The organism is Galliscardovia ingluviei (assembly GCF_014635685.1).
GTDB classification, from domain to species: domain Bacteria; phylum Actinomycetota; class Actinomycetes; order Actinomycetales; family Bifidobacteriaceae; genus Galliscardovia; species Galliscardovia ingluviei.
Genome location: NZ_BMDH01000001.1, coordinates 764189 through 790231, shown reverse-complemented (window position 1 = coordinate 790231; position 26043 = coordinate 764189). Strand labels below are relative to the sequence as shown.

Sequence of the window (26043 nt, the reverse complement as noted above, 5' to 3'; positions counted from 1 at the left end):
TTCTAGAAGCCCCTATTAGTATTTGACAGCAGTTAGTCTCACTTATTCAAAGTTAATCAGAAACTACTGTTCCCTTTGGTACTACGGTAATACCCTCTGGAGTAATGGTAAATCCTCGTTTTATATCACGTTCAGTATCAATACCGACGGTGGCGTTCTCTGTTAAGACCACATTCTTATCGAGGATTGCCTTATACACACGCGCACGACGATTGATAACTACGCCATCAAAGAGCACTGAGTCAACAACCTGAGACCATGAATGAATACGCACATTTGGTGAAATCACAGAGTGGTGCACTTCACCACCAGAAACAATGGTACCAGGCGAGACAATAGAGTCAGTTGCGTGACCTAAGCGATCGCGACCGGCATGCACGAACTTGGCAGGTGGGAGTGAGCCAGAATTCGTGTAAATAGGCCACTGCTCATTGTATAAATTAAAGTCTGGCACATAGGCGATCAAATCCATATGTGCATCATAGAACTGCTTAATTGTACCCACATCACGCCAGTATGCGCGGTCTTTTTCAGTAGATCCAGGCACATCATTGAGCGTGAAGTCATACACGCCTGCTTCACCACGTGCAGCAAAGAATGGAGCAATATCGCCGCCCATATCATGCTTGGTATCAGCTGCTTTCTCATCCTGACGCAGCGCGTTGAAGAGAGCATCCGTATTAGCTACATAATTGCCCATAGAAGCCAGCATCATAGAAGGATCGTCAGCAAGACCAGCCGTGGTTTCTGGTTTTTCTTCAAAATGGGTAATAACTTGTGGGTGTGCCGGGTCAGTGTTAATCACGCCAAATTGATTGGACTGGCTTACTGGTTGACGAATGCCAGCAACTGTAAACTCAGCTCCAGAGTCAATATGGGACTGCACCATTTGCCTAAAGTCCATACGATAGACGTGATCTGCGCCTACGATAACAACAATATCAGGCTGCACATCTTCAATAATATTAATAGTTTGCAAAATAGCGTCTGCTGAGCCCAAGTACCAGTGCTTACCTAAACGTTGCTGTGCTGGCACAGGGGTGACATAATTACCAAGTAATGCAGAGAAGCGCCATACTCGCGAAATATGACGGTCTAGCGAATGCGACTTGTACTGAGTGAGTACAATAACTTGACGCATATCAGAATTTACGAGATTACTCAGTGGAAAGTCTACTAAACGGAACACACCACCAAAAGGTACAGCTGGCTTAGCGCGATCTCGTGTTAAAGGCATGAGACGGGTTCCCTCGCCACCAGCGAGCACGATTGATAGAATCTTTGGGTTCTGCTTCATACCGATCCCTACCTTTACCTCGACGATGAGTTGAACAACGCCTCTATCATGACATAAAGTTAGTGCGAATACAGCGTGTCGGAATCGTGTGTTGCGAAAAATACAAAATATTTTTATAGATAGACGATTGGTGCTGGCGCATGGCACGTCGAAATGTAGTGCTGTATCGCAGTGCCGAAACACACTATTGCATAGCACCAACGGATAGAACTAGCGAATAGCATAAAACGCTACAGCACTAGAAGCTGCAACATTAAGACTGTCTACACCATAGTCCATAGCAATACGAACGGTAAGATCCACAGTACGCAGTGTGCGCTGTGTTAGTCCATCACCTTCGGTACCGAAAATAAGCGCAACCTTATCGATATACTGAGGATCTTCGCTAGGTAGATGTGTGCGCCGCGCGAGCTCAGTCATATCAATGGAATCATCTTGTAAAGCCATGGCAACGGTAGTAAATCCAAGCTCATGCAGTGCGTCTAGGCTTTGCTCAGGCCAGTCATGCTTGTCTGTGCCAATACGAGTCCATGGAATTTGAAATACCGTGCCCATAGACACACGTACTGCTCGGCGGTATAGCGGGTCAGCACAAGAAGGAGAAACGAGTACCGCATCCATACCAAGGGCAGCGGCTGAACGCATAAGTGCGCCTACATTGGTGTGATCAACAATGTTCTCCATAATAGCGATATGCTTTGCATCCTTGCATACTTGAGTAACACTAGGGAGCTCCCATCGTCGCATTGCCGCTAGCGCGCCACGATGTAACCGGTAACCGGTAAGTTGTTCGAGAAGCTCCGGCTCACACACAAATACAGGAATATCAGTTCCCCAACGTGTGTCAATTGCTTGTAAAGTCTCCTGCATGCCTTCTAGCCATGGGCGTTCAATAAGCAAAGAAACAGGCTCTACACCGGCTGCAAGCGCGCGGTCAATAACTTTATGAGATTCTGCAATAAATAATCCCATAGAAGGCTCTAGGCGGTTGCGCAACTGAAGTTCAGTTAAATGGACATAAGCGTTTAGTCTTGGATCATCTAATGAGTGTACTTCGAGAAACTGCATATGTATTCCAAACTCGTGCACGAGGGGAGAAACAATAAAGGCTCTGATTTCTCAGAGCCTAATCGTGTCCGGAGCGGGACTTGAACCCGCACGGTTGTATAAAATAACCACTAGCACCTCAAGCTAGCGCGTCTACCATTCCGCCACCCGGACAGGGTGCCGTAGCAACAGAAAAGAAATATACGCATTCTTTGTGTCACTGTCAAATAATAGCCATTCGGCGTGTCGTAATCACGTAGATGCTTTAAGAGGTAATCCGTATCCAGTACAGTATCTGCTATGACTAGCCCTTTGTTCTTAATCGACCCAACAAACGATGAAAGCCCGCTATCTAGTGATGAACTTCGTGATGGATGGGTGGTGACCTTACCTGATACTGTTGCCCGTCACGCATTAAAGTCTATGCGCCTTGCTGCTGGTGATGAGTTAATGCTTAGCGATGGGCAGGGATTGCGCGTGCAGGCTGTGGTAGATGATGTGCAAGCGAATACTGTGCGTATTACCGCCGTAGGTAGACAGCCGGAGGTGATGACACGTATTGGGTTAATTCAAGCGCTCGCGAAACAGGGTAGAGATGAGCAGGCTATTGAAGCGTCATGTGAGATTGGTGTTGATGAAGTAACTCCGTGGCAAGCACACCGCTCTATTGTGCAATGGAAGGGCAATAAGCAAGAAAAAGCACTGAGTAAGTGGCAGCAAGTGCTTAACCGTGCTACAGAGCAGTCGCGTAGGTCATGGTGTCCTCAGTTACACCACAGTATTACTACACAACAGCTTGTGCAGTGGTGCTTACGCGCTAATGTGCATGGTGATCTTATTATTGTGCTTCATCAGGATGCAACTGATACTTGGGATAGTGTCGAACAGCTTGTGCTCGATATGGCGCAGCGTTCGTGTGAGGATGGTAAAGCGCGCACTGTGCATGTTGTTGTTGGTCCCGAAGGCGGTATTGCTGAGGAAGAAATAACTGCATTAACTGGTGCTGGAGCACATATTGTGGCATTAGGTACTCATATTATGCGCGCCTCGACAGCAGGCCCGGTAGCTGTGGCTCTGCTCTCACGTGTGCTAGGGCGATACGACGGCTGAATGATATTGCAGTAATATTGTTGGCGTATAGTACATAGTGCAAGTTGAAAACGATTGCGTATAGGGGAGTAGCTATGAGTAATCAAGAATCTCAAGAGTCATGCTTATTTTGCAATATTATTGCCGGAAATATTCCAAGTAGCAAAGTGTATGAAGATGACTTGGTGTATGCGTTTAACGATATTCATCCACAGGCCAAAGTACATGTGCTCATCGTGCCAAAAGTACATGTAGCTAATGTTGTGCAATTAGCAGATCATGATGCTTCGCTGTTGGCGCACATTGTTCATGTAGCTAATCAGATTGCACAAGATGCCTATCATGGGCAATTTAGGCTAGTATTTAACACTGGTGAAGATGCAGGGCAGACGGTGTTCCATGCACACGCTCACGTACTCACCGGTGAAGTATTGGATGAGTAAATACGTAGTATTGCCGTTGTAGTGCACAATTGCACAATATGGCAGTACTGATGTGTTAGTGCACATAGCAAGGCTAGGAGCAGACACTGTGGCAACAACAACACGAACAATATCAATTCCAGGTCAGCTTGATCCAGTAACCGTTTTAGGTCCTCAAGATCAGGTGCTTAGGGAGATTGAACGAGCATTTCCTCAGCTTGCTATTATTGTTCGCGGTAATCGCATAGCGATTTTATCGCATGACACCCAGACTGAATCAGAGGCTTCTGCTGCACAAGATGTAATAGAGACACTTATTCAGACAGCATTTACTGCTCCTATGGATGCAGATACGGTACGCCGCTTATTAAGCAGATCCTCGCAGTCAAGTTTTCATCAGCTGGCTAATCAGTGGCTTCGTGATCCACATATGCGACGAATGTATGAGCAGTTGCGCGAGGGGCAGCACAAGAATAATGCTCATTCTGAATCTGAGGAACGAGTGGAGAAGGATTCTTCGTTATCAGGATCAGTTCAGCAAGAAGCGATAAAGCAGGAAGATGCTCAACGAGATGCTATTGCCACAGTATCTACGCAAACGCATATTGCTCAGATGCAAGATATACAAAAGCCTGATCGACAAGTAGCTAACCAACAAATAACCATCCAACAAACAACGGATATGCAAGCAACCGATACACAGTCTCAACGTTTGGCACACACACCATTAACAAGGCAAGGTTCACAACTGCGTGTTCCTGGCGTAATCACTCATGCCTTAGGAGCGCCAGTACGACCTAAGACACCGGGGCAGATCGCCTATGTGAATGCCATCGAAACCCATACCATCACATTTGGTATAGGTCCTGCCGGCACTGGCAAAACCTATTTAGCTGTGGCAAAAGCAGTGCGAGCTTTTGAAGATGGGCAAGTGCGACGCATTATCCTTACTCGCCCTGCAGTAGAGGCTGGAGAAAATCTTGGATTTTTACCCGGTACACTGCATGAAAAAGTAGATCCGTATTTGCGTCCGCTTTTTGATGCTCTTGCAGACATGATAGGCACCGATAGGCTACGTAAACTTATGGCCGACGGCACGATTGAGGTAGCTCCGCTTGCATATATGCGTGGACGCACGTTAAATGATGCATGGGTAATTCTTGATGAAGCGCAGAATACAACTGCTCAGCAGATGAAAATGTTCTTAACGCGCCTTGGGTTTAACACACGTATGGTTATTACTGGGGACGCCACACAAGTTGATCTCACTGTACCTCACTCTGGGTTAGTGGATATTGAACACATTCTTGGCGGTATTGATGATATTGCCTTTGTTCATTTACAAGCTCAGGATGTGGTACGACATAGATTAGTTGGGCAAATTGTTACGGCTTATGAGCGTGTGGCTTCAAATCAAAAGCCGAGTAAGATTAAGCATTCTAAAACTACTGTTGTTGCCAAAGAATCGTAAATAAGGGCGTGCTATGAGTGTTGAAGTGACCAATGAAACAGTATGGAATATTGATCCGAAAATCTTTTCCGAACTCGGACTGTGGGTTATGGATCAGATGCGCGTAAGTTGCCAGTCTGACGTAACTATTATGTTCAATGATCCAGAACCAATGGCAGTGTTACATGAGCATTGGATGAATTTGGCAGGGCCAACTGATGTAATGAGCTTTCCTATGGATGAGCTTCGTCCGGGCACAGAAGCACAAATGAGCGAAGGAATATTAGGAGATATCGTAATCTGCCCATATGTTGCTCATGCGCAAGCTCAAGCTGCAGGGCATTCGACAATTGAAGAAATGATGTTGCTTACCGTGCATGGTATGTTGCATTTACTTGGCTATGACCATATTGAGCGTGAAGAAGAACGTCAAATGTTTGGTTTGCAACGCCAGCTGTTATTAACATTTTTAGCCACTCGCGTAGGGAGTGTAGCAGAAGTGACACTACCTGATGGTGCTCCAGATTTGTTGGCGCTGTATGAATTGAGTAAGACATCACATAATGGCTCAGGCAGCACTCAACAAGAATAATGCCAACAACATGGGCATGAGTTATGCATTAATGATGAGCAAAGTACAGGTAATGTGATTCATATAGCTCAAAGATGGTACAACTTATCCAGAGCACAGCAACTAGTAAAAGGAATATCATGATTGCGTTGCAACGCGGGGAAATAGTGTGGTTATGCGTAGCACTAGGTGCTATTGCTTTAGTACTCGTGTGGTTTTCATTGATGATGGCTGCCGCAGAAAGCGCAGTAGCTCGTGTAACACGCTCTAGCCTCAATAACCGAATTTTGGATGTTCAAACCAGTGCAGAAAGTCGATTTGTTGCTTTAAAACAGCTCAATCGTATCCATATCGTACAACGGCTCATTATTGACCGGTACGCTACAGCAAGTTCCTGCGCTTTTGCTCGAATCGTCTGCAATGTACTTGATGGCGTGCTGGTGAGTTTGATATGCACTTTGCTGGATGCTCCGCTGTGGGCTGTAGTGTTAGCGGGAGTGCTTAGCGCCTTGTGCATTGGCGTGGTTTCGGTATTAGTACGTCCTCGTGCTAATGGAGAGAGTAAACCGCTTGATATTATGCTGCGTCAGGCCAGAGTGGTATCGGTGGTGTGTTTGCTGACGCCATTTGCGAAAATTACTGGGCATGCTGCTGCTTGGGCTAAAACTGGTAAAACAACGGCATCACTGTCTGACGATGAGGAACTTGAGCGCATTCACCGAGAGCAGGGTAAAGCTGCTATTGACCGTCTTGTTGAGGCAGGAGATTTTGATAAAGAAGTCTCTGAAATGATGCGCAATGTATTAACACTTTCTGACACACTTACTCGTGAAATTATGGTGCCACGCACGGATATGATTTGTATTGCGCAAGATGCCACACTGGAACAGGTACTGCGCATGTTTTCGCGTTCAGGTTTCTCTCGTGTGCCAGTAATTGGCGAGTCTGTTGATGATCTTGTGGGCATGGTGTATCTCAAAGATGCAGTAAAGGCAGTGGCTTTTAATGCAGAAGCTAATGCTCGTTCGGTAACATCAATTGTGCGTGAACCATTATTGGTACCAGAATCAAAGCCTGTTGATGATTTATTCCACCAAATGCAACGCCAGCGCCAGCATGCAGCAATTGTAGTGGATGAATATGGTGGTATTGCAGGTTTAGTTACTATTGAAGATGCTATTGAACAAATTGTTGGCGAGCTGGAAGATGAACATGATCGTACACAGCGTCAAGAACCTGTGCAATTAGGACCGGGGCAATGGCAGTTTCCAGCACGAGCGCCGATTGCTGATGTTGAAGATGCCTTTGAAATTACAATTGACGAAGATGATGTCGATACAGTCTACGGCTTGCTCACTAAGCTATTAGGGCGTGTTCCTATTGTAGGTAGTAGTGCTCAGGGTCATGGGTTGCGTTTTACAGCTGTGGATAGTGCGGGTAGGCGTAAAAAAGTATCAACAGTGCTTGTAGAATCATTGCAAGCTCAGCGTTCTAATGAAGATAGTGAATAGCGAATAGCATAAGCGCTTAACCAGAGGCACTACCTAGTAGGGCGAGTACGATACAGTAAACAGTATGCAAGAAGATGTGGCATATCGTTCAGGATTTATCGCTGTTGTTGGACGTCCGAATGTTGGTAAATCAACATTAATGAATGCGCTTATTGGAGCGCGTATTGCAATTACCTCGTCTCGCCCTGAAACTACGCGTAAGGCAATTCGCGGGGTGATGACTGGGGAACATTATCAAGTTGTGCTTGTTGATACTCCGGGCATTCATCGTCCGAGAACGCTTTTGGGGCAGCGCTTGAATGATGTTGTCGATGATTCACTTGCTGAAGTCGATGCCGTAGCATTCTTATTGCCTGCTGATCAGCCTATTGGTCCGGGGGATCGTAGAATTCTTGAACGCTTACGTGAGCAGTTTGGCATTCAATCACGCGACGATCAAGCACGTAGCAATCAAACGCACGACTCTTCTGCGTGGAAAATTCCAGTAATCGCAGTGCTTACTAAAATTGATCAAGTCAGCCGTACACAGATGGTTGAGAAATTGATTGAGCTTGATCAGTTGGCTCAATTTACACAGATTGTTCCCGTTTCAGCGCTTGAACAGGATAATTTGGAAGAAGTTAGGGATGTTTTTGTGGCTGCGATGCCTGAAGGTCCACAAATGTATCCTGATGATATGCTTAGTGAAGAGACTCCTGAGGATACTATTGCCGAATTGATTCGTGGTGCATTTTTGGAAGAGCTTCACGACGAATTACCTCATTCGTTAGCAGTGGTAGTTGATGAAATTATGGACCCTGAACTTGATGATGACGGCAATCCAGTTGCTGGTCCTGCTGGCAAAGCGCGCGTGATGGTTTCTATTTATGTAGAGCGTGATTCCCAAAAACCAATTATTATTGGCAAAAAAGCTGAGCATCTGGTGCATGTTAAAAAACGTTTGCGTACCGCAGTTAATCGTATTGTTGGTGCGAAAGCATATCTTGATTTGCATGTAAAAGTAGCTAAAGAGTGGCAGTCCAATCCAAAATCATTGGAACGATTAGGCTTCTAAACAGCATATATGCCATGAGCTTACTGCCTATCTCATTTTTGTGAACACGCCTACATTGTATTTACTCGGGGTGTAGGATAGTCAATTGAGTGAACGTATATGGAAAGGAACCCTTATGTCACTTCGCAATGGCGCGCATTCAGGTACGGTGAATGTAGCAATTCTCGGTGCTGGTCGAATTGCTCATCATATGGCAGATACGCTTCGTAGAATGAATCGTGATGAGCGGTATTCATCATTAATTGAGCCATATGCTGTTGCTACACGTAATGATCAAGATCGTGCTGAGGCATTTGCTCGCGAATATGGTATTCGTAAGGCTTATGGGTCATATGAGGCATTACTTGCAGATCCAGAAGTTGATTTGGTATATATTGCAACTCCTCATGCGCTCCACGCGGATCATGCTATTGCATGTATGATGGCTGGTAAGAATGTACTCGTCGAAAAGTCATTCACCGCAAATGTTGAGCAGGCACAGCGCGTGATTGATGTTTCTCGCCAAACACATATGCTATGCGCTGAAGCAATTTGGACGCGCTATATGCCAAGCCGAAAAGCTATTACAGATATTATTGAATCAGGTCGCCTCGGTGAAATTGGTCATGTGTATGCCAATTTGTCGTATCCTGTTTCTGACAAGCCACGTATGACTGATCCTGAAATGGCTGGTGGCGCGTTACTTGATTTGGGTGTTTATCCAATTAATTTTGTGATGATGGCATTCCCTGGAGCCAGCCCAGTACGCACAGTAACCTCCTGCTCGTTTACCGATCGTGGTGTTGATGAGCAGATGGCTGCAACCATGTGGCTTGATAATGGTGTGATGGCCACGCTTGATGCTTCTATGATTGCTGTGGGTAGTCGCCAAGGTATTATCCAAGGTTCTGAAGGCTATATGGTAGTGCAAAATATCAATAACCCAGAGCGTATTTTGATCTACGATAATGAGCACCGTCTTGTTGATACGATTAACGTACCAACGCAGCTTACCGGCTACGAGTATCAGGTTATTGACAGTGCTAAAGCATTACTTGATGGCAAGATCGAGTGCGCAGCAATGCCTCATGATGAGACGTTGCGCATCATGGGCATGATGGATAATATGCGTGCTGCTTGGGGAGAAGTATATCCATTCGAGCACTCAGCTGAGTAATTTTGACGCCTGCGCAATATGCAGTGTGTTTAAGCTATAAAAGTTAAGCCTCCCGCTATTGTGCGAGAGGCTTAACTCGTATCAATTTGTAGTAGCGCCGAGCAGGTGCTAACTGCATTACCTACTCTTGTAATTTCCTTGACGTGTACATCTGCGTATTCAACAATGTTGCATATCGCTGAATAACTTTAGGGCGGATAATCTTCATCGAGGCGGTCATAAGACCATTTTCTTGGCTAAATTCCTGAGGAAGAATAATGAACTTTCGTACAGATTCTGCACGAGAAACACCTTCGTTAGCTTGGTCAATATAGTCTTGTACTTCGGCACGCACAGCAGCATTATGTGCCGCATCCTCCAAAGACATCGTACTATCGAGACCCTTAGCTTCCAGCCACAAGCGCAATGATTCCTCATCAAGGGTAATTAACGCGGAAATAAACGGACGCTTATCACCCAAAACCAATGCTTGAGAAACAATCTCACAGCGCTGAATAACTTCTTCAATTGGTCCAGGGGCAACATTCTTACCGCCGGCAGTAATAATCAAATCTTTCTTACGTCCGGTAATACTTAAGAAACCATCGCGAGTAAGCGTACCTAAATCGCCAGTAGCATACCAGCCGTCTGAAGTAAATGATTCGCTTGTCGCCTGATCATTTTTATGGTAGCCGTGGAATACGCCAGGACCTTTGACCTGAATTTCACCATCTTCGCTAATGCGTAAGGAGAATCCAGGGAATGGGATACCGACGGATCCAGAATGGAATGGCACACCAAGCGGATTAAACGCGCACGGAGCAGTGGTTTCTGTTAAACCATACCCCTCATAGACTGGTACTCCTGCGCCACGGAAGAAGGCGAGAAGCTCTGGGTCAAGTGGAGCACCACCAGCAACAATCCAGCGTGCGCGGCCGCCTAATGCTTGGCGTAATGACGCATAGACCAGAGGGTCAAATGCTAAGCGACGAGACTTCGTGAGTGCCTTAGCTTTGCCATACTCACCAATTTCTTGCATATACTGCTGTGCAGTCAATACAGCAGAAGCAAAGACCATGCCCTTAGCGCCATGCCCTGCTTTTTGCGAAGCAGCGTTATAGACTTTTTCTAGTACACGTGGCACCACAATCATTACGGTTGGCTTAGCTACCTGCAGATCAGCAAGCAGCGTTTTAATACCAGTTGCAATATACACGCGTAAATTACTGGCAACAACAATATAGTTAATAGCACGCGCAAATGAGTGTGCTTGAGGCAGGAAGAGGAGCACGGATTCTTTGCCCATATCTTGCTGCAACAAATCAGGCATGTATCCCGGTAAATTCAGCGCCGTAGTGCAATACTGGCGATGTGTCATTTCCACGCCTTTTGGCGCTGCTGTAGAGCCAGACGTGTACACAATAGAGCACAAGTCGTCAGCATGGACTGCGTCAAAAGCTGCGTCAAGTTCAGTGTCAGAGACGCTAGCGCCATACGCTTGAATCTCTGCCAAAGCACCGGTTGCCAAGCACAGTGTCTGGTTTAAAGTAGGGCATTTACCTGAAGCTGTAGCTTCTTCAGCCTTATCGCGCATATCCAGCGTTTCAACAATTAGCAGTTTGGCATCAGAGTTATTGACAATATTGCGAATCTGCTCAGCAGAATCAGTATCGTAAATTGTGGCAAGCACACCACCTAAGCCCGTAACTGCCGCATCAATAACATTCCATTCGTAGCGAGTACGGCACATAAAAGCCACACCATCACCTTTTGCTAGACCTAAGTGAAGCAGACCTTTGGCTGTTAAACGAATATCAGCAAGCACTTCTTGAGCATTAAGCGTCACCCAAGTATTGTCCTGCTTGAATGTGTAGAGCGGATCTTGAGGCGCTCGCTCAGCACGCTGCTCATACAGGCGATAAATAGTGAAATCATCATCAATCGGTGCAATAGATTGCGTAGAAGCCGTGAGTAGTCCTGTTGCCGGATCAAACGCAACAGTAGTATCACGATCTGGACCCCACTGCGTGGTGTAGGGCAGTGTAATCTCATGGTCGATACCCACAACCTGAGCCATTGGACCTTGGTTGCTATATACATCAGGTGTATGCTCACTGGAATCAGCGCTACCAGGGTGGACGAAGTCGCTACCTATTCTCAACGCTTTGCGAGTAAGGCTCTTGGCTTGTTCCTTCATTGAAGAGACGACTGACACTGATGCTCCTTGCGGTTTATCTGGCACGCATTTCGTACCACTAATGCTAGTGTAGTTGGTGGGTATCCCATAAGGATAGAAGTGCATCTATGCCAAACAGACCATCATATGGGCGACATGCAATATGCTGCAAGAGTATGTGATACAACTTACATGGTGTGTTCATAAGACATATATGCGAAGTTGAAAAAGTTGAACAGTACAGTAAATACCATGTGGGTGTTTGCTGGAAGCAAAGGTAATAAAGGTAATAGTAAGGACGCTAAACCATGGCTGAACAACCAAATGCCACTGTGACCTACGGCGTTATCAATGAAACAACCGAGTTTGAACATCGTGTTGCTATAACGCCAGATATTGTGACACGGTTACGTAAATCAGCAGTCCAATGCATTATTGAGGCAGGAGCCGGACTTGCAGCACATTATACTGATGACGATTATCGTGCTGCAGGAGCTGAAGTTGCGGATAAAGCGACAGTGCTGACACGCAGTGATTGCATTGCTACCGTATCCAGACTGCCATTAGCCGACCTCGATCAAGTGCGCGAAGGCACATGGGTAATAGGTATGTTGCAGTCGTTTACCGATGATGCGTACATCCAAGAACTCAATAAGCGTGCACTAGTCGGCATTGCTATGGAACGCTTGCCACGTCAATTAAGTGCTGCACAGTCTATGGATGAAATGACTTCCCAAAACTCGGTAATGGGTTATCAGGCAGTACTGGTAGCTGCACAAGCATATGGCTCATTCTTACCTATGATGACTACCGCTGCAGGCACTATTCGACCTGCAAAGGTATTGGTATTAGGTGCAGGTATCGCAGGTTTGCAAGCCATTGGTACAGCGAAGCGCCTCGGCGCACGAGTAAGCGCATACGATGTTCGTCCAGCAGCGCGCGAAGAAGTCAAATCTCTTGGTGCTGACTTCCTAGAATTAGGCATTGATTTGTCCCAAGGACAAGGCGAAGGTGGATACGCTCGCGCTCTAAGCGAGGAAGAACGCCAAGCACAACAAGCTGCAGTAGACCGCCAAGCTGCACAATTTGACATCGTGATTACTACAGCGCAAGTTCCTGGGCGCAAGCCTCCAGTCCTACTGACTGCTGCTGGTGTACAAGCAATGAAGCGCGGAAGCGTTATTGTCGATTGTGCTGCAAGTGAGTTTGGTGGAAACGTTGAAGGCTCCAGTATTGGCACTACTATCACGCCGCAAGGGGTAACGCTTATTGGTGCCCCATATTTGGCTAGTGAAGTAGCGACTACCGCATCGGCACTGCTTGCTCGCAATCTTGCAGATGTATGTGCACATATGGTTCGCGACGGTAAATTGAGCATTGATGCTGATGATGAGATTGATCAAGCACTCGTTGTTACTGAGCAATCAAACTAAGCGCGCTAAGCTCAAGTAAGTAATAAGAGCTTACATTACGCAAACGTACTACTATACTTTCGCAAATAACAATAAGTAAGGGACAACATGGTACTTGATATTGTTGTAGCAATTACACTCTTTATTTTAGCTTTGCTCATTGGTGTAGAAGTGATTGGTAAAGTTCCAGCTACACTGCACACGCCTTTGATGTCTGGCGCCAATTCGATTCACGGCATTGTTATTGTCGGTGTAATTATTGTGGCTGCTCATGCTGATACGCCACTATCTTGGGTTTTCGTATTTTTCGCAGCATTGCTTGGCACGATGAATGTAGTTGGTGGCTATGTGGTAACTGATCGCATGCTGGAAATGTTCAAGTCCACTAAGCCAAAGCAATCAGATAGCGATACGCAAAACAAATAATTACACACATCGTAGTGTTACTTACATGAACTTAGGGATATTATGGAAAGTCTACAATCAATGCTTGCTACACCACTTGGTGTAATTGAATGGTTGGTGTATCTGCTAGCCTCAGTGATTTTTGTTATTGGCCTGCATTTTATGAATTCACCAAAGACGGCGCGTAAGGGCAATTTGCTCTCCGCGGGCGGCATGGTACTGGCATGTGCTATGGCTGCACTTGTATTGGTGATTAAAGAAAGCGAACAGGGATTCGCGCATGCTCCTGCAGTTGGTTTGCTGGTTGCTGGTATTGTGCTTGGTGCGCTCGCAGGCGTTATTTCAGCAAAGCGCGTCAAGATGACTGATATGCCACAGTTGGTGTCTATTTTTAACACTGTGGGTGGTGGCGCTGCTGCATTAGTGGCATTAAATGATGTGCTCAATTCTCAAGTCGATGCGCTTACTATCGTCGTGCTTATTACCGCGGGTCTTGGTATGCTTATTGGCTCCGTTACCTTCTCTGGATCTTTGGTTGCCGCAGGGAAGTTGCAAGGCTTGCGTTGGATGCGTAATTTGCGTATTCCAGCGAAGAATGTATTCAATATTGGTTTTGCATTGCTCATGTTTGCCAGCTTGGTAATGCTGTGTGTCAATCCAGAACAGCGTGTGCTATGGAGTTTGCTCACATGCGTATTCGCACTGTGCTATGGCTTGGTATTTGTTATTCCAATTGGTGGCGCTGATATGCCAGTAGTGATTTCTGTGCTCAACGCTTGCACTGGTACTGCTGTGGCTATGAGTGGTTTAGCCATTATGAATATTGCACTGATTGTTGCTGGTGCTTTGGTAGGTTCTGCTGGTGTGACGCTTTCTATTGCGATGTCGAAGGCTATGAACCGTCCACTGCTGAGCGTTTTGGCTGGTGGTTTTGGTTCTGATGCTGCTGGTGCTGATGATGCAGGAGTGAGTGGCACGATGAAGGAAACCACTCCGGATGATGTAGCTGTGCAGCTGGTATACGCTCAAAAAGTGGTATTCGTTCCTGGATTTGGTTTGGCTCAGGCCCAGGCTCAGCGCGAGCTTGCTGATCTTGGTATGATGTTACAAGAGCATGGGGTCGAAGTTTCGTATGCTATTCACCCAGTGGCTGGACGTATGCCAGGCCATATGAATGTGCTCCTTGCAGAAGCAAATGTGCCATATGAACAACTGGTTGATTTGGACGATATCAATAGCCAATTCCCACAAACCAGTGTTGCCTTGGTAGTGGGTGCCAATGATGTGACTAACCCTGCAGCTCGCCGTCCGGGAACAGCTGTTTCTGGTATGCCAATTTTGGATGTTGATAAGGCACAACATGTGGTAGTCATGAAGCGTGGTCGTGGTAAAGGCTATGCGGGCATCGAAAATGAGTTGTATTTCCAAGATAATACACAAATGCTCTTTGGCGATGCTAAAGATGGTCTGCAGGCCGTTATTGCTGCTGTGAAAGAGCTTTTGGCATAATGTAACGAGTAATTACAGTGTTTTAACTGTATATATAAGTGGCTTCTGTGTTTTGTACACAGGAGCCATTAGTATTAAGTGCTGTTGCTTTGGCGAGGGAATACTCGGGTATTCCGTTATCGACTGGGCGTTGTCTGCTTGTGCAGTAAGCGCGTCGATGCGTCAAACTGAGAAAGGAGACAACATGGCAGATATTACTTTGGAAGGTGCAGTCCGCACTGAGTTTGGTAAGGGTGCAGCTCGCCGTATGCGCGTAGCTCAGCAGATTCCTGCAACTGTATATGCTGGCGGTGAAGAACCAGTATTCTTGCAGTTCCCAGCTCGCGAAACCACTAATGCTATGCGTCGTACCAACGCATTATTCGAGTTGAAGTTCGGTGAGGGCTCCAAGCTCGCAGTGGTTAAGGATGTTCAGCGCAATCCTGTAAAGCAGACCATTGAACACGTTGATTTCTATGAAGTGCGCGCAGGCGAGAAGATTGAGGTTGAAGTACCAGTCTTCGCTGAAGGCGAGCCAAAGGGTGCTGCTGTGGCATTCGTTGACGTTCAGGTATTGAAGGTTATGGCAGATGTTGCTAACTTGCCAGAGCGCATTGTAGTGAATGTTGATGGCTTGATGGATGGCGACAAGGTTCTGGCAAAGGACGTTGTACTTCCTGAAGGTGTAGAGCTGGTTCACGATGATTTGGAAGAGTCTGTAGTTTCTGTAACTGTTCCAGCAGATTCTTCCGATGAAGCTCCAGCTGCTGAAGCTGCAGCAGAAGCTCCTGCAGCTGAATAATATGAACCCATGTATCAGCATGCGTGTACTGCTCTTTATACATATTGCGTCAATTGTATAGGTGAATAGCAGTTATCAGTATGCTGTGTAGTATAAGCCGATCACTGTGGTGGTCGGCTTTGTTATATACCCTCAACCCAGTACTCATGTTCGCAATGTGAAAAGTTCCAGCGTAGTATCGCTCAATTGTGACACAGTTACTGGTGACGTAGCCATGAGCTTACGCCAAGTAAGCATTGAGCAAATGAATGAAGAAGTTGTTATGACACAGACCACGCATCATGATCCAGCAGCGTTGCAAGCGCTGACTGAGCGATTCACAGTTTTAGATAATCCCAATCCTGCAAGTGATGCCAAAAGGCAGGAACTGATTGATAAGCCAGCATTTGGTCAGATTTTCTCTGACAATATGGTGCATATGACATGGACTAAGGGTGAAGGTTGGTCTGACCGCCGCATTGAGCCATATGCTCCGCTGAAAATGGATCCGGGCGCTTCTGTTTTGCACTATGCTCAAGAGGTGTTTGAAGGGCTGAAGGCATATCGTCATGCGGATAATTCCATCTGGCTTTTCCGTCCAGATGCTAATGCAGAGCGCTTCCAAAATTCAGCAAAGCGCTTGTATTTGCCAGAATTGAGCACTGATGATTTCTTAGGCTCAGTTGCCGCTATGGTTCGCAGTGATCATAATTGGGTACCAAGTCGTCGTGAGTACACATTGTATTTGCGTCCATTTATGTTCGCATCTGAGCCATTCCTTGGCGTTCGAGCGCCGCATGAGGTGGAGTATTGCGTTATTGCTAGCCCATCTGGTCCATACTTTAAGGGCGGTAGCAAGCCAGTGAGTATCTGGGTTGAGGATAAGTGGTTCCGCACTGGTCCTGGCGGTACTGGTTTCGCTAAGTGCGGTGGTAATTACGCAGCATCGTTGCTTGGTGAGTATAAGGGTATTGACCATGGTTGTGAACAGGTGTGCTTTGTTGATGCAGCAACAAAGACGTACTTGGAAGAGCTTGGTGGTATGAACGTCATGATTGTTCACAAGGATGGTCATATTGAAACACCAAGCCTCACTGGTAATATTCTTCCAGGCGTTACCCGTCGTTCTTTGATTCAGCTTGCTCGTGACAAGGGTCATGATGTAGTAGAAACTATGATTGCTTTGGATGATTTGCTTGAGGATATTCGCTCTGGTGAAGTTACTGAAGTATTTGCTTGTGGTACTGCTGCAATTATTGCTCCAATTGGTCGCTTCAAGTCCGAAAAGTTTGATGTTCAGGTAGCTGATGGTCAGCCTGGCGAGTTGACTATGGATTTGCGTAATACTTTGCTTGGTATCCAACTTGGTGAAGTTGAAGATACGCATAACTGGATGTGGAAGGTTATGTAAGTCCTTACAGACTATGTATAACTAGTGCGTTGAGCGTGGTATGCCTTAAAGTGTGCCACGCTTTTGTGTATGTATTACACCGCGCTTGGTATGCGCAGTACATTATGCGTACAGTGTTTCGCTTACTTCATCAACGATACGCCGCATCGCTATACGAGCTTGCTCTGGATTTTGTTCCGCAATAGCATTGGCAACAGCTTCGTGATTTTCTATTGCTGATACTTTTGGTTGTGGAGGATACAGTCCAATTTCAACACGACCAGCAAGTACAATATCAATAGTTTCACTCAGTGTTGCAAAGAGATCATTGTGGCTTGCTTGCAAAATTGTTGAGTGAAACTTTTGATCAATTTCATGGAACTGTTCAAGCTGATTGTCTAATCCGTAGAGTCGTAATTGTGCTGCCCACGCAATGAATTGGGTTCGTAATTCTAAAGAAGCATGTTGTGCTGTAGCTGCTGCTGCCTCTGGTTCAATAGCAAGACGCAACTGTGTAAGTTGCATTAATTCTTCAATGCGATGCGAGGATTGTAGTTTCCAATGAATAACTGTGGAATCAAGTGCATTCCATGTGGAAGGAACCTGTGCGATGAGACCAACACGTTTGCGAATTTCAACAACTTTCAAGCTCTCAAGATTTTTTGCCACTTCTCTTGCTACCGTACGACTGGTATCGAATCGAGTTTGAATATCGTCAAGTGTAATTGCATTACCAGGTGTCCAGCGTCCTTCAAGAATATCGAGTGCCAGTGTTTTGCAGGCATCGTATTGCAGGGTAGTAGGTTGCATGGGCTGTGTGGTATTCATGGTCATCCTGTGTAATCAGTAGTAGTACGTCTTAAAGCTATGCTATGCAATGAGAAAATAATAGTCTTGTACTGTGGATATGTAAACACAATGGTGTGTGGTTTCCCTGCTTATGCGGTTTCTCGTACTGGCATCAGATAAGATTATAAAATATTATCTATCTCACAAAAGTAGTACTTAAAATTGACAAGTAGTACTTTCTAATTTATGATTGTGGCAACAGTTCGATAGCGCTTGAACTTCTTATATTGAACCAGCATTGCGATGATGCAAGGAGAGTTATATGAGTATTCATGTAGTAGTAATGGGAGTTGCCGGTTCTGGAAAATCAACAGTTGCACAAGCTATTAGAGACAGGCTCGGATTTGATATGGCTGAGGGTGATGACTTTCATCCGCAGCAAAACATCGACAAAATGTCTGCTGGCATTGCGCTAACTGACGAAGATCGCTGGCCATGGTTGCGCGTTATTAATACGTGGATGATTGCAAAAGAAGCTATCAATCACAATTCTGTAGTGTCCAGCTCAGCACTCAAGCGCAGCTATCGAGAGGTGCTTGGCGAAGGTGTTGATGTGTTTTTTGTACATCTAGATGGTGCATTTGATACAGTATATGAACATATGAAAGCTCGCCAAAATCACTTTATGCCAGTGTCTCTGCTCAAAAGCCAATACGCTGATTTACAACCACTTGAAGCTGATGAACGCGGCGTTGTTATCAATGTGAATCAACCGGTAGAAGATGTGGTTAACCAAGCTATTGCTGCAGTTGAAGCATATCAGCGCCAAGCCTGATGCATGAGATCATAGTTAATTACTCATGTAGCAATACAGCATAGATATACACGTATCTACCAATACATAGGAATTTATAGCAATACATGTAGACGCATGTAGAGGCACGTAGATATATCCACAATACACAACAGTACCCAACCTATAGGAAAGGTAGTGCATAACAATGGAGTTATTACACTTAGTACTTGCTGCAATTGCAGGTATCGTTATTATTGTTCTGCTTATCACACAAGTTAAATTACATCCGCTGCTCTCACTAATGGTCGGTAGCGCTGGTATGGCAATTTTTGCTGGCGTAGCATACGACAAATCGTGGGATAGCTTTACTACTGGTCTAGGTGCGACAGTAGCGAATGTTGGTTTACTTATCGTGCTTGGCTCTATGATCGGCACCTTACTGGTTGCTTCTGGTGGTGCAGACCGCATCGTAGATACTATTATTGCAAAAACAACATCACGATCGTTGCCATGGGCTATGGCCTTAATTGCATTCTGCGTCGGTATTCCACTCTTTTTTGAAGTTGGTGTAGTGATCTTAATTCCAGTGGTGATCTATACTGCACGTCGCTTGCACCAGCCATTGATGATTATTGCTATTCCAGCACTTGCTGGACTTTCTACGCTGCATGCTTTTGTACCGCCACATCCAGGCCCTCTTGCAGCAATTAGCTCAGTTCATGCCAATCTTGGTTTAACTCTTGGGCTCGGCTTACTGGTAGCTGTGCCAACAGTAATTGTTGCCGGTCCTTTGTTTGCCAAACTGGCTGCACGTTGGGTGCCAGTATTAGCTCCAGAAGAAACCGAAAATGAACAACAACAAACCGACAATGATAATAAACCAAGTTTCGCAGTGTCTTTGTTTATTATTTTGCTGCCAGTAATACTGATGATGATGTCATCCATTATCGATATCGCAGGTGCTGCTGGTAGTGTTATCGGTCGTTTCTTGGTATTTGTTGGCTCGCCGCTTACTGCATTATTCATTACCACTGTTGTTGCCATGCTGCTTCTAGGTACTGCTCGCGGCGTTAAACGTGATGAATTGAATAAGATTGTTGGCGGTTCGCTTGCCCCAATTGCTAGTATTTTGCTGATTGTTGGTGCAGGTGGAGGTTTTAAGCAAACGCTGGTAGATTCTGGTATTGCTGATGTTATTGCTCATGGTATTACTGAGTCTGCAATCTCACCTTTATTTGCAGGATGGCTTGTTGCAGTGTTAATCCGATTGGCAACTGGTTCTGCAACAGTTGCAACAGTAACTGCCGCAGGAATTATGGCGCCACTAGTACAGACTATGGATTTAAGCTCACCAATGGTTTCTCTATTGGTACTTGCTATTGGCGCAGGATCGGTATTCTTCTCTCATGTCAACGATGCGGGATTCTGGCTTATTAAAGAATACTTCCACCTATCAGTGGGGCAGACTATTAAAACATGGTCAATGATGGAAACAGTACTTTCAGTCTTTGGATTGGCAGTAGTAATGTTGCTCAGCTTGGCATTCTAGCGTGTGTAGTAGCACACAAATACTTGAGGATTGAACAAATTTAATTTACATTGTGATGAGGAAATGCACATTAATCACAATCACAAATACAATCACACGAGTGGAATCGCAGAGTAAAGGAGAACTCATGGAAATCGGTATGATTGGTCTCGGTCGTATGGGTGGCAATATGGCAACGCGTTTGCGTAACCATGGCATCACTGTAGTGGGATATGACCGTAGCCCAGAGTCTAAGCGCGATGTAGCAAGTCTTGCTGAGTTAGTTGAGAAATTACAAGCCCCACGTGTGGTTTGGGTTATGGTTCCTGCAGGAGCTCCAACTGATGACACAATTACTGAGCTTAAAGGATTGCTCGACGAAGGCGATCTCGTCATTGATGGTGGCAATACCAAGTACCTCGATGATGCGCGTCATGCTCAAGAACTGTCTGAAAAGGGTATTCATTTTGTTGATGTCGGTGTCTCAGGTGGTGTCTGGGGAGCTGAACGTGGTTATGCATTGATGGCTGGTGGTGCTCAAGAAGATTATGAGCGGGTGCGCCCATACTTAGAAGCATTGAAGCCAGAAGGCGAGAACGGCTTGGTACACGCTGGTCCTGTTGGCGGCGGGCACTTCGCAAAGATGGTGCATAATGGCATTGAATATGGCATGATGCAAGCCATGGGTGAGGGCTTTGACACCATGACTCACTCTGATTTGATTGATAATCCAGCTGAAGTAATGGCTTCTTGGCGTGATGGCTCTGTAGTAGCTTCTTGGTTGCTTGACCTCTTCGCATTGGCTGCTCAGCAAGATCCGACACTGCATGATATGCCAGCTGTAGCTGACGAATCAGGTGAAGCTCGCTGGATGGTTGAAGCAGCATTAGAGCTTGGTGTACCAGTTCCTGCTACAGTTGCTGCACTCTATGCTCGTCAGGTTTCTCGTGGTGCAGGATCTGACACTTTGCGTGTAGTTTCAGCATTGCGTAATCAGTTTGGCGGACATATAACTAAGGCATAATTGTACGATAGCTACCAGCAGCAAATTTATACAGTGTATACAGTAGCAAATGCGGATAGCGTAATGGCACAAGATAGCAATCCTTGTACTCTTATATGCTAGTGCTACTTAGCCTTGGTGTGGATATGCTTATCTGAATTTTTAATACTTGTGCGCATCGGCTTGTGTGGAAGCTCAGGCAGGTGCGCACGAGTGCGTTTAAGAGCTCCTGGTACCAGCCAATTAAACTTCACCGAGGCAATGCGTAACGCAACAACAAGGGCTACAATACACAGATCGCCAATCATTTCTACACTATGCGAATACCAATGATGCTGCGCTCCTCGAGCTACTAACACAGTCAGCACGCAGCCGATAGCAGAAGGCACTGCATACCAGTGTCTATCGCGAATAACCATAGGAACTTCGTTAATCAGCATATCGCGGATCAGTCCTCCGCCAAGGGCTGTAGCCATACCAAGAATTACTGAAGTCATACCTGACATACCGTACAGCAATCCCTTTTCAGTGCCATTAACAGCAAATAAGCCGAGAGCAAGAGCATCAAGCACTAGCATCGGTTTATGTAATTTATCAACTTCTGGATGTAAGACGGCAACAAGTATGCCTGCGGCAAGTCCAGTCAAGACAAACATGCGATTTGCAATATTAACAGGAGGCAGTACTCCAAGCAGGACATCACGAATAACACCGCCACCCAAAGCTGTAAGCCAAGCAGTAATAATAATGACGAACATATCATACTGTCGTTTGACTGCGCTTAAGCCGCCGACCATACCGCAGCATAGGGTAGCGGCTAGTTCAATAGTGAGCAAAAATGGGGTGCTTTCAAGGGTAAGTTCCATGATAACCTGCCTCTATATTAAAAAACCGCACAGCCTAAGCCATGCGGTGTACTCACTGTATATCCCGAGTGAATTTACAAAGCGTTAATTGCTACAGCCATACCGGACTTGCGGTTTGCAGCCTGGTTCTTGTGGATTACGCCACGACCTGCTGCCTTATCGAGCTTCTGTGCTGCAACCAAGTATGCAGCCTGTGCTGCTTCCTTATCACCAGCTGCAATTGCTTCGCGTACCTTGCGAATAGCAGTCTTGAGTTCGCTCTTATAAGCTACGTTGCGCAAGTGTGCTTTCTCGTTGGTGAGCACGCGCTTCTTTTGCGACTTAATGTTTGCCACTATATTCTCCAAACGTCTTACAGTATGCTGACATACAAACGAATAGTATAGCATAACACTAGACTAAAACTACACATATTGTAGATTTTTGAAAAAAATTAAGTTTTGGTGTATTCCATGCACTTTGTCACGCTCTGTGTCCTGGTGTAAGTACGAATATGCTACACTAATGGGCAGGTTATTTAGGGAGGAATCGTTGAGCGCGAATACAGTGCAGCATAATCAGCCAGGAGCTACAGACCAGTCACTCATTCGTAACTTCTGTATTATTGCGCATATTGATCACGGTAAATCGACTGTTGCAGATCGTATTTTGCAGTTAAGTGGCATTATCGAAGAGCGCGAAATGCGCGATCGCTTCTTAGACCGCATGGATATTGAGCAAGAGCGTGGTATTACTATTAAATCTCAGGCAGTTCGCGTCCCTTGGACTGTAGATGGTACTGAATACACGCTTGGCATGATTGATACTCCAGGACATGTGGATTTCACTTATGAAGTATCACGTGCGCTAGCAGCATGCGAAGGCGCAGTACTGCTAGTCGATGCAACACAAGGTATTGAAGCACAGACTTTGTCAAACTTGTATATGGCTATGGATCATGATCTAACCATTATTCCTGTGCTCAACAAGATTGATTTGCCCAGCGCAGAATCTGATAAGCATGCTGAAGAAATTGCCAATCTTATTGGCTGTGATATCAGCGATGTGCTACGTGTTTCTGGCAAAACTGGTGAGGGTGTCTCTGATCTGCTGGATCGTATTGTTACAGATATTCCAGCTCCTCAGGGTGACCCTACTGCTCCTGCTCGTGCGTTGATTTTTGATTCAGTCTACGATTCTTACCGCGGTATCGTAACCTATATTCGTATGATTGATGGCTCATTGCAAAGCAGACAGCGCATTCACATGATGGGCTTGGGTACCACGCATGAGCCTATTGAATTGGGTGTTATTAGCCCTGAAATGCAGCCTACTAAGGCACTTGCTGCTGGTGAAGTAGGCTATGTGATTACTGGTGTAAAAGACGTCAGCCAATCAAAAGTGGGCGATACTATTACCGAAGATGCGCGTCGAGCACAAGAGCCTCTGCCTGGTTACCAAGATCCACAGCCGATGGTGTATGCGGGCTTGTTCCCCATTGATAATGCGCAATTCCCAGAATTACGTGAGGCGCTTGATAAGCTAAAGCTCAATGATGCTGCATTGATTTATGAACCAGAAACTTCGGTGGCATTAGGATTTGGTTTCCGTTGCGGCTTCTTAGGGTTGCTGCATATGGAAATTGTTTCGGAACGCTTGAGTCGTGAATTTGGTCTTGATCTGATTTCTACAGCGCCGAATGTTCCATATGAGGTTACTGGTGAAGACGGCACAATGCATAGGGTGACGAATCCTAGTGAATTCCCAGAAGGTAAAATCAAGTCTATTGTTGAGCCAATGGTGGCGGCGGATATTATTACGCCAAAGGAATTTATTGGTTCAGTCATGGAATTGTGCCAAGATCATCGCGGCATTATGGGCACAATGGAATATTTGAGCCCTGAGCGTGTGGAAATGCACTATCGTATGCCACTTGCTGAAATCGTGTTTGATTTCTTTGATCAGCTCAAAAGCCGAACCAAAGGCTATGCGTCATTGGATTATCATGAAGATGGCGAGCAATCCGCAGATTTGGTTAAGGTTGATATCTTAATTCAAGGTGATCGTGTTGATGCTTTTAGTGCTATTGTGCACCGCGATAAGTCATATTCCTACGGCGTGATGATGACAAAGAAGCTGCGTGAGCTTATTCCTCGCCAGCAGTTTGAAATTCCTATTCAGGCAGCTATTGGTTCACGTATTATTGCCCGCGAAACTATTCGAGCATTGCGCAAGGATGTGTTGGCAAAATGCTATGGTGGCGATATTACCCGTAAACGTAAGTTGTTGGAAAAGCAAAAAGCTGGTAAGAAGCGCATGAAAATGCTTGGTCATGTTGAAGTACCACAAGAGGCGTTTATTGCGGCACTTAATACTGGCGAAGCAACTGATCGTGATACAAAAGATAAAATCCGTGCAGCGCAGAAAGCAAGCTAGTGCCATTTAGCGTATATATTCATGTGCCGTTTTGTATGCGACGGTGTGGGTATTGCGATTTTAATACCTATACGGCGCTTGATTTAGGCGGGGGAGCTAGTCGTGCCACGTTCGCGCAAGTTGCTTTACGAGATATGCAGTTGCATCGACGTTGGCAGGAAGAGCAGGGTATTGCTGTTGGTCCTGTTGATACAGTGTTTTTTGGTGGTGGCACACCAACCTTGCTGCCTGTAGACGATTTAATTTCTTTGCTGGGCGGTGTGCGCAGCATTTGGGGTTTGAAGCCAGATGCAGAAGTAACTACCGAGGCGAACCCGGATACGATTGATGCCGATGGTTTAGCTCGACTTGCTGACGGTGGTTTCACGCGTGTTTCCTTTGGTATGCAGTCTGCTGTGCCGCATGTATTGCGTACGCTTGATCGCACGCATACTCCTGCTAATGTTGAGGCTTGCGTTCGTGGTGCGAGAAGGGCAGGATTGCGACATTCTGTTGACTTAATTTATGGCACTCCAGGAGAAAGTCTTGACGATTGGCGCACTTCGGTACAGGCAGCACTTGATTTAGGTGTAGAACATATTTCAGCATATGCATTAGCGATTGAGCCGACAACAAAAATGGGCAGGCTTATTCGTCAAGGCAAACTACCGAAACCAGATGACGATGATGAAGCTAATAAATATGAAATCGTCGATTCGATGCTTGAACAGACTGGTCTTTCATGGTATGAGGTGAGTAATTGGGCAGTGCCTGGGCAGGAAAGCCAGCATAACCTCAACTATTGGCGTAATTCTGATTGGGCTGGTATAGGTCCTGGCGCTCATGGGCATTATCGGTGGACTGATGCGCATGGCGAGATTCATGATTGGCGTGGTTCAGAAGTGCTACATCCTAGACCTTGGGCTGTGCAAGTAGCACAGGGCAAACTCCCAGTTGCCTCACAAGAGTGGTTGGATGACCATGCTCATGCAGAAGAGGTAGCCATGCTGGGGCTGCGTATTAGAGAAGGACTTTCAGTACAGGATCTAGAAGAGGCTGCAGGTCGTGTGTTGCCACAACAGGTAATTGCGCGTCTGGTACACGATGATTTGGTTACGGTGCGGGTAACTGATACACCAATTCGTCCGGAAGTACTGGCTTTACATCAGGCACAAGATAAACACGTGTCGATGTCACAGACCGAGTATGGTGCAGCTGCGTCTTTTTCAACATCTACGTCATCCAAACCACATCCATTTGCTCCTGATAATTCGGCTATTGCACAACAAGGCTATGATATTCGCCTAGTACCCACGAGAAAAGGTCGGTTGCTCAACGATACGGTTATCGATCAAGTATGCCAAGCAGTAGGACTGTGGTAAGTAGGGCATAATGGCTCTATGCTTGTCGATACTCGTTATCTACTGTTCACATTGATG

The 26043-nt window shown here is 45.8% G+C and carries 23 protein-coding genes and 1 tRNA gene; 17 read left to right on the top strand and 7 right to left on the bottom strand.

Going from position 1 to position 26043, the window contains the following annotated elements; genetic code table 11:
- Positions 1-52: 52 nt before the first annotated feature.
- The 3 genes from glgC to IEU85_RS03270 form a co-directional block, all read right to left on the bottom strand.
- Complete coding sequence (glgC, locus tag IEU85_RS03280) at positions 53-1297, bottom strand: glucose-1-phosphate adenylyltransferase (protein ID WP_188354777.1); 1245 nt, start codon at positions 1295-1297, stop codon at positions 53-55.
- Positions 1298-1507: 210 nt separating this feature from the next.
- Complete coding sequence (locus IEU85_RS03275) at positions 1508-2365, bottom strand: TrmH family RNA methyltransferase (protein ID WP_188354776.1); 858 nt, start codon at positions 2363-2365, stop codon at positions 1508-1510.
- Positions 2366-2430: 65 nt separating this feature from the next.
- Positions 2431-2518: transfer RNA gene (locus IEU85_RS03270), tRNA-Leu, on the bottom strand.
- Positions 2519-2644: 126 nt separating this feature from the next.
- On the opposite strand from IEU85_RS03270, the gene IEU85_RS03265 reads away from it, so the two are divergent.
- From IEU85_RS03265 to IEU85_RS03235, 7 genes are all read left to right on the top strand, one after another.
- Positions 2645-3454 carry a 16S rRNA (uracil(1498)-N(3))-methyltransferase gene (locus IEU85_RS03265; protein ID WP_188354775.1) on the top strand — a complete coding sequence of 270 codons (810 nt, stop codon included), beginning with the start codon at positions 2645-2647 and terminating at the stop codon, positions 3452-3454.
- 74 nt (positions 3455-3528) lie between these two features.
- Positions 3529-3876 (top strand): histidine triad nucleotide-binding protein, encoded by a 348-nt coding sequence (locus IEU85_RS03260; protein ID WP_188354774.1) that lies wholly within the window; start codon positions 3529-3531, stop codon positions 3874-3876.
- 88 nt (positions 3877-3964) lie between these two features.
- Positions 3965-5326 (top strand): PhoH family protein, encoded by a 1362-nt coding sequence (locus tag IEU85_RS08670; RefSeq protein ID WP_229714705.1) that lies wholly within the window; start codon positions 3965-3967, stop codon positions 5324-5326.
- Positions 5327-5339: 13 nt separating this feature from the next.
- On the top strand, positions 5340-5897 hold the full coding sequence (gene ybeY, locus IEU85_RS03250) for an rRNA maturation RNase YbeY (RefSeq protein ID WP_188354773.1): 558 nt from the start codon (positions 5340-5342) through the stop codon (positions 5895-5897).
- 119 nt (positions 5898-6016) lie between these two features.
- Positions 6017-7387: a hemolysin family protein gene (locus IEU85_RS03245; RefSeq protein WP_188354772.1), complete on the top strand. Its 1371-nt coding sequence runs from the start codon at positions 6017-6019 to the stop codon at positions 7385-7387.
- A 64-nt stretch (positions 7388-7451) separates the two neighbouring features.
- On the top strand, positions 7452-8441 hold the full coding sequence (era, locus tag IEU85_RS03240) for a GTPase Era (protein WP_188354771.1): 990 nt from the start codon (positions 7452-7454) through the stop codon (positions 8439-8441).
- A 115-nt stretch (positions 8442-8556) separates the two neighbouring features.
- Positions 8557-9597, top strand: a complete 1041-nt coding sequence (locus tag IEU85_RS03235) for a Gfo/Idh/MocA family protein (RefSeq protein ID WP_188354770.1) — start codon at positions 8557-8559, stop codon at positions 9595-9597.
- A 121-nt stretch (positions 9598-9718) separates the two neighbouring features.
- Here the strand turns inward: IEU85_RS03235 and IEU85_RS03230 are convergent, their stop codons facing one another.
- The gene (locus IEU85_RS03230) at positions 9719-11791 is read right to left on the bottom strand and encodes an AMP-dependent synthetase/ligase (RefSeq protein WP_188354769.1); all 2073 of its coding nucleotides are present in this window, start codon (positions 11789-11791) and stop codon (positions 9719-9721) included.
- Between the two features lie 269 nt (positions 11792-12060).
- Between IEU85_RS03230 and IEU85_RS03225 the strand changes: the two genes are divergently transcribed.
- The 5 genes from IEU85_RS03225 to IEU85_RS03205 all read left to right on the top strand — a co-directional run bounded on the left by IEU85_RS03225 (position 12061) and on the right by IEU85_RS03205 (position 17249).
- Entirely contained in the window at positions 12061-13185 is a 1125-nt protein-coding gene (locus IEU85_RS03225) for an NAD(P) transhydrogenase subunit alpha (protein WP_188354768.1), read from the top strand.
- Between the two features lie 87 nt (positions 13186-13272).
- Positions 13273-13590 (top strand): NAD(P) transhydrogenase subunit alpha part 2, encoded by a 318-nt coding sequence (locus tag IEU85_RS03220; protein WP_188354767.1) that lies wholly within the window; start codon positions 13273-13275, stop codon positions 13588-13590.
- A gap of 42 nt (positions 13591-13632) precedes the next feature.
- Positions 13633-15078, top strand: a complete 1446-nt coding sequence (locus tag IEU85_RS03215; protein ID WP_188354766.1) for an NAD(P)(+) transhydrogenase (Re/Si-specific) subunit beta — start codon at positions 13633-13635, stop codon at positions 15076-15078.
- Positions 15079-15262: 184 nt separating this feature from the next.
- Positions 15263-15859 (top strand): 50S ribosomal protein L25/general stress protein Ctc, encoded by a 597-nt coding sequence (locus IEU85_RS03210; protein ID WP_188354765.1) that lies wholly within the window; start codon positions 15263-15265, stop codon positions 15857-15859.
- Between the two features lie 262 nt (positions 15860-16121).
- Complete coding sequence (locus IEU85_RS03205; RefSeq protein ID WP_188355001.1) at positions 16122-17249, top strand: branched-chain amino acid aminotransferase; 1128 nt, start codon at positions 16122-16124, stop codon at positions 17247-17249.
- Between the two features lie 102 nt (positions 17250-17351).
- Here IEU85_RS03205 and IEU85_RS03200 read toward each other — a convergent pair whose 3' ends face one another.
- Entirely contained in the window at positions 17352-18056 is a 705-nt protein-coding gene (locus IEU85_RS03200) for a FadR/GntR family transcriptional regulator (RefSeq protein WP_188354764.1), read from the bottom strand.
- A 283-nt stretch (positions 18057-18339) separates the two neighbouring features.
- Between IEU85_RS03200 and IEU85_RS03195 the strand changes: the two genes are divergently transcribed.
- From IEU85_RS03195 to gnd, 3 genes are all read left to right on the top strand, one after another.
- Complete coding sequence (locus IEU85_RS03195; RefSeq protein WP_188354763.1) at positions 18340-18852, top strand: gluconokinase; 513 nt, start codon at positions 18340-18342, stop codon at positions 18850-18852.
- 166 nt (positions 18853-19018) lie between these two features.
- Positions 19019-20362, top strand: a complete 1344-nt coding sequence (locus tag IEU85_RS03190) for a GntP family permease (RefSeq protein WP_188354762.1) — start codon at positions 19019-19021, stop codon at positions 20360-20362.
- A 127-nt stretch (positions 20363-20489) separates the two neighbouring features.
- The gene (gene gnd, locus IEU85_RS03185; RefSeq protein ID WP_188354761.1) at positions 20490-21365 is read left to right on the top strand and encodes a phosphogluconate dehydrogenase (NAD(+)-dependent, decarboxylating); all 876 of its coding nucleotides are present in this window, start codon (positions 20490-20492) and stop codon (positions 21363-21365) included.
- A gap of 104 nt (positions 21366-21469) precedes the next feature.
- On the opposite strand, the gene IEU85_RS03180 is transcribed toward gnd, so the two are convergent.
- A complete protein-coding gene (locus IEU85_RS03180; RefSeq protein ID WP_188354760.1) occupies positions 21470-22210 on the bottom strand; it encodes a trimeric intracellular cation channel family protein in 741 nt (246 codons plus the stop codon).
- Positions 22211-22284: 74 nt separating this feature from the next.
- Positions 22285-22545 carry a 30S ribosomal protein S20 gene (gene rpsT / locus IEU85_RS03175; RefSeq protein WP_188354759.1) on the bottom strand — a complete coding sequence of 87 codons (261 nt, stop codon included), beginning with the start codon at positions 22543-22545 and terminating at the stop codon, positions 22285-22287.
- 169 nt (positions 22546-22714) lie between these two features.
- On the opposite strand from rpsT, the gene lepA reads away from it, so the two are divergent.
- Both lepA and hemW read left to right on the top strand, forming a co-directional pair.
- Positions 22715-24625, top strand: a complete 1911-nt coding sequence (gene lepA / locus IEU85_RS03170) for a translation elongation factor 4 (protein WP_188354758.1) — start codon at positions 22715-22717, stop codon at positions 24623-24625.
- Complete coding sequence (gene hemW / locus IEU85_RS03165) at positions 24625-25986, top strand: radical SAM family heme chaperone HemW (RefSeq protein WP_188354757.1); 1362 nt, start codon at positions 24625-24627, stop codon at positions 25984-25986. The genes lepA and hemW overlap by 1 nt, the downstream gene beginning before the upstream one ends.
- Positions 25987-26043 lie beyond the last annotated feature (57 nt).

What these genes read in the sequence shown, in the direction of transcription:
- glgC (WP_188354777.1), bottom strand. Translation starts at nt 1,297, where the DNA reads ATGAAGCAGAACCCAAAGATTCTATCAATCGTGCTCGCTGGTGGCGAG.
- IEU85_RS03275 (WP_188354776.1), bottom strand. Translation starts at nt 2,365, where the DNA reads ATGCAGTTTCTCGAAGTACACTCATTAGATGATCCAAGACTAAACGCT.
- IEU85_RS03265 (WP_188354775.1), top strand. Translation starts at nt 2,645, where the DNA reads ATGACTAGCCCTTTGTTCTTAATCGACCCAACAAACGATGAAAGCCCG.
- IEU85_RS03260 (WP_188354774.1), top strand. Translation starts at nt 3,529, where the DNA reads ATGAGTAATCAAGAATCTCAAGAGTCATGCTTATTTTGCAATATTATT.
- ybeY (WP_188354773.1), top strand. Translation starts at nt 5,340, where the DNA reads ATGAGTGTTGAAGTGACCAATGAAACAGTATGGAATATTGATCCGAAA.
- IEU85_RS03245 (WP_188354772.1), top strand. Translation starts at nt 6,017, where the DNA reads ATGATTGCGTTGCAACGCGGGGAAATAGTGTGGTTATGCGTAGCACTA.
- era (WP_188354771.1), top strand. Translation starts at nt 7,452, where the DNA reads ATGCAAGAAGATGTGGCATATCGTTCAGGATTTATCGCTGTTGTTGGA.
- IEU85_RS03235 (WP_188354770.1), top strand. Translation starts at nt 8,557, where the DNA reads ATGTCACTTCGCAATGGCGCGCATTCAGGTACGGTGAATGTAGCAATT.
- IEU85_RS03225 (WP_188354768.1), top strand. Translation starts at nt 12,061, where the DNA reads ATGGCTGAACAACCAAATGCCACTGTGACCTACGGCGTTATCAATGAA.
- IEU85_RS03220 (WP_188354767.1), top strand. Translation starts at nt 13,273, where the DNA reads ATGGTACTTGATATTGTTGTAGCAATTACACTCTTTATTTTAGCTTTG.
- IEU85_RS03215 (WP_188354766.1), top strand. Translation starts at nt 13,633, where the DNA reads ATGGAAAGTCTACAATCAATGCTTGCTACACCACTTGGTGTAATTGAA.
- IEU85_RS03210 (WP_188354765.1), top strand. Translation starts at nt 15,263, where the DNA reads ATGGCAGATATTACTTTGGAAGGTGCAGTCCGCACTGAGTTTGGTAAG.
- IEU85_RS03205 (WP_188355001.1), top strand. Translation starts at nt 16,122, where the DNA reads ATGACACAGACCACGCATCATGATCCAGCAGCGTTGCAAGCGCTGACT.
- IEU85_RS03200 (WP_188354764.1), bottom strand. Translation starts at nt 18,056, where the DNA reads ATGAATACCACACAGCCCATGCAACCTACTACCCTGCAATACGATGCC.
- IEU85_RS03195 (WP_188354763.1), top strand. Translation starts at nt 18,340, where the DNA reads ATGAGTATTCATGTAGTAGTAATGGGAGTTGCCGGTTCTGGAAAATCA.
- IEU85_RS03190 (WP_188354762.1), top strand. Translation starts at nt 19,019, where the DNA reads ATGGAGTTATTACACTTAGTACTTGCTGCAATTGCAGGTATCGTTATT.
- gnd (WP_188354761.1), top strand. Translation starts at nt 20,490, where the DNA reads ATGGAAATCGGTATGATTGGTCTCGGTCGTATGGGTGGCAATATGGCA.
- IEU85_RS03180 (WP_188354760.1), bottom strand. Translation starts at nt 22,210, where the DNA reads ATGGAACTTACCCTTGAAAGCACCCCATTTTTGCTCACTATTGAACTA.
- lepA (WP_188354758.1), top strand. Translation starts at nt 22,715, where the DNA reads ATGGGCAGGTTATTTAGGGAGGAATCGTTGAGCGCGAATACAGTGCAG.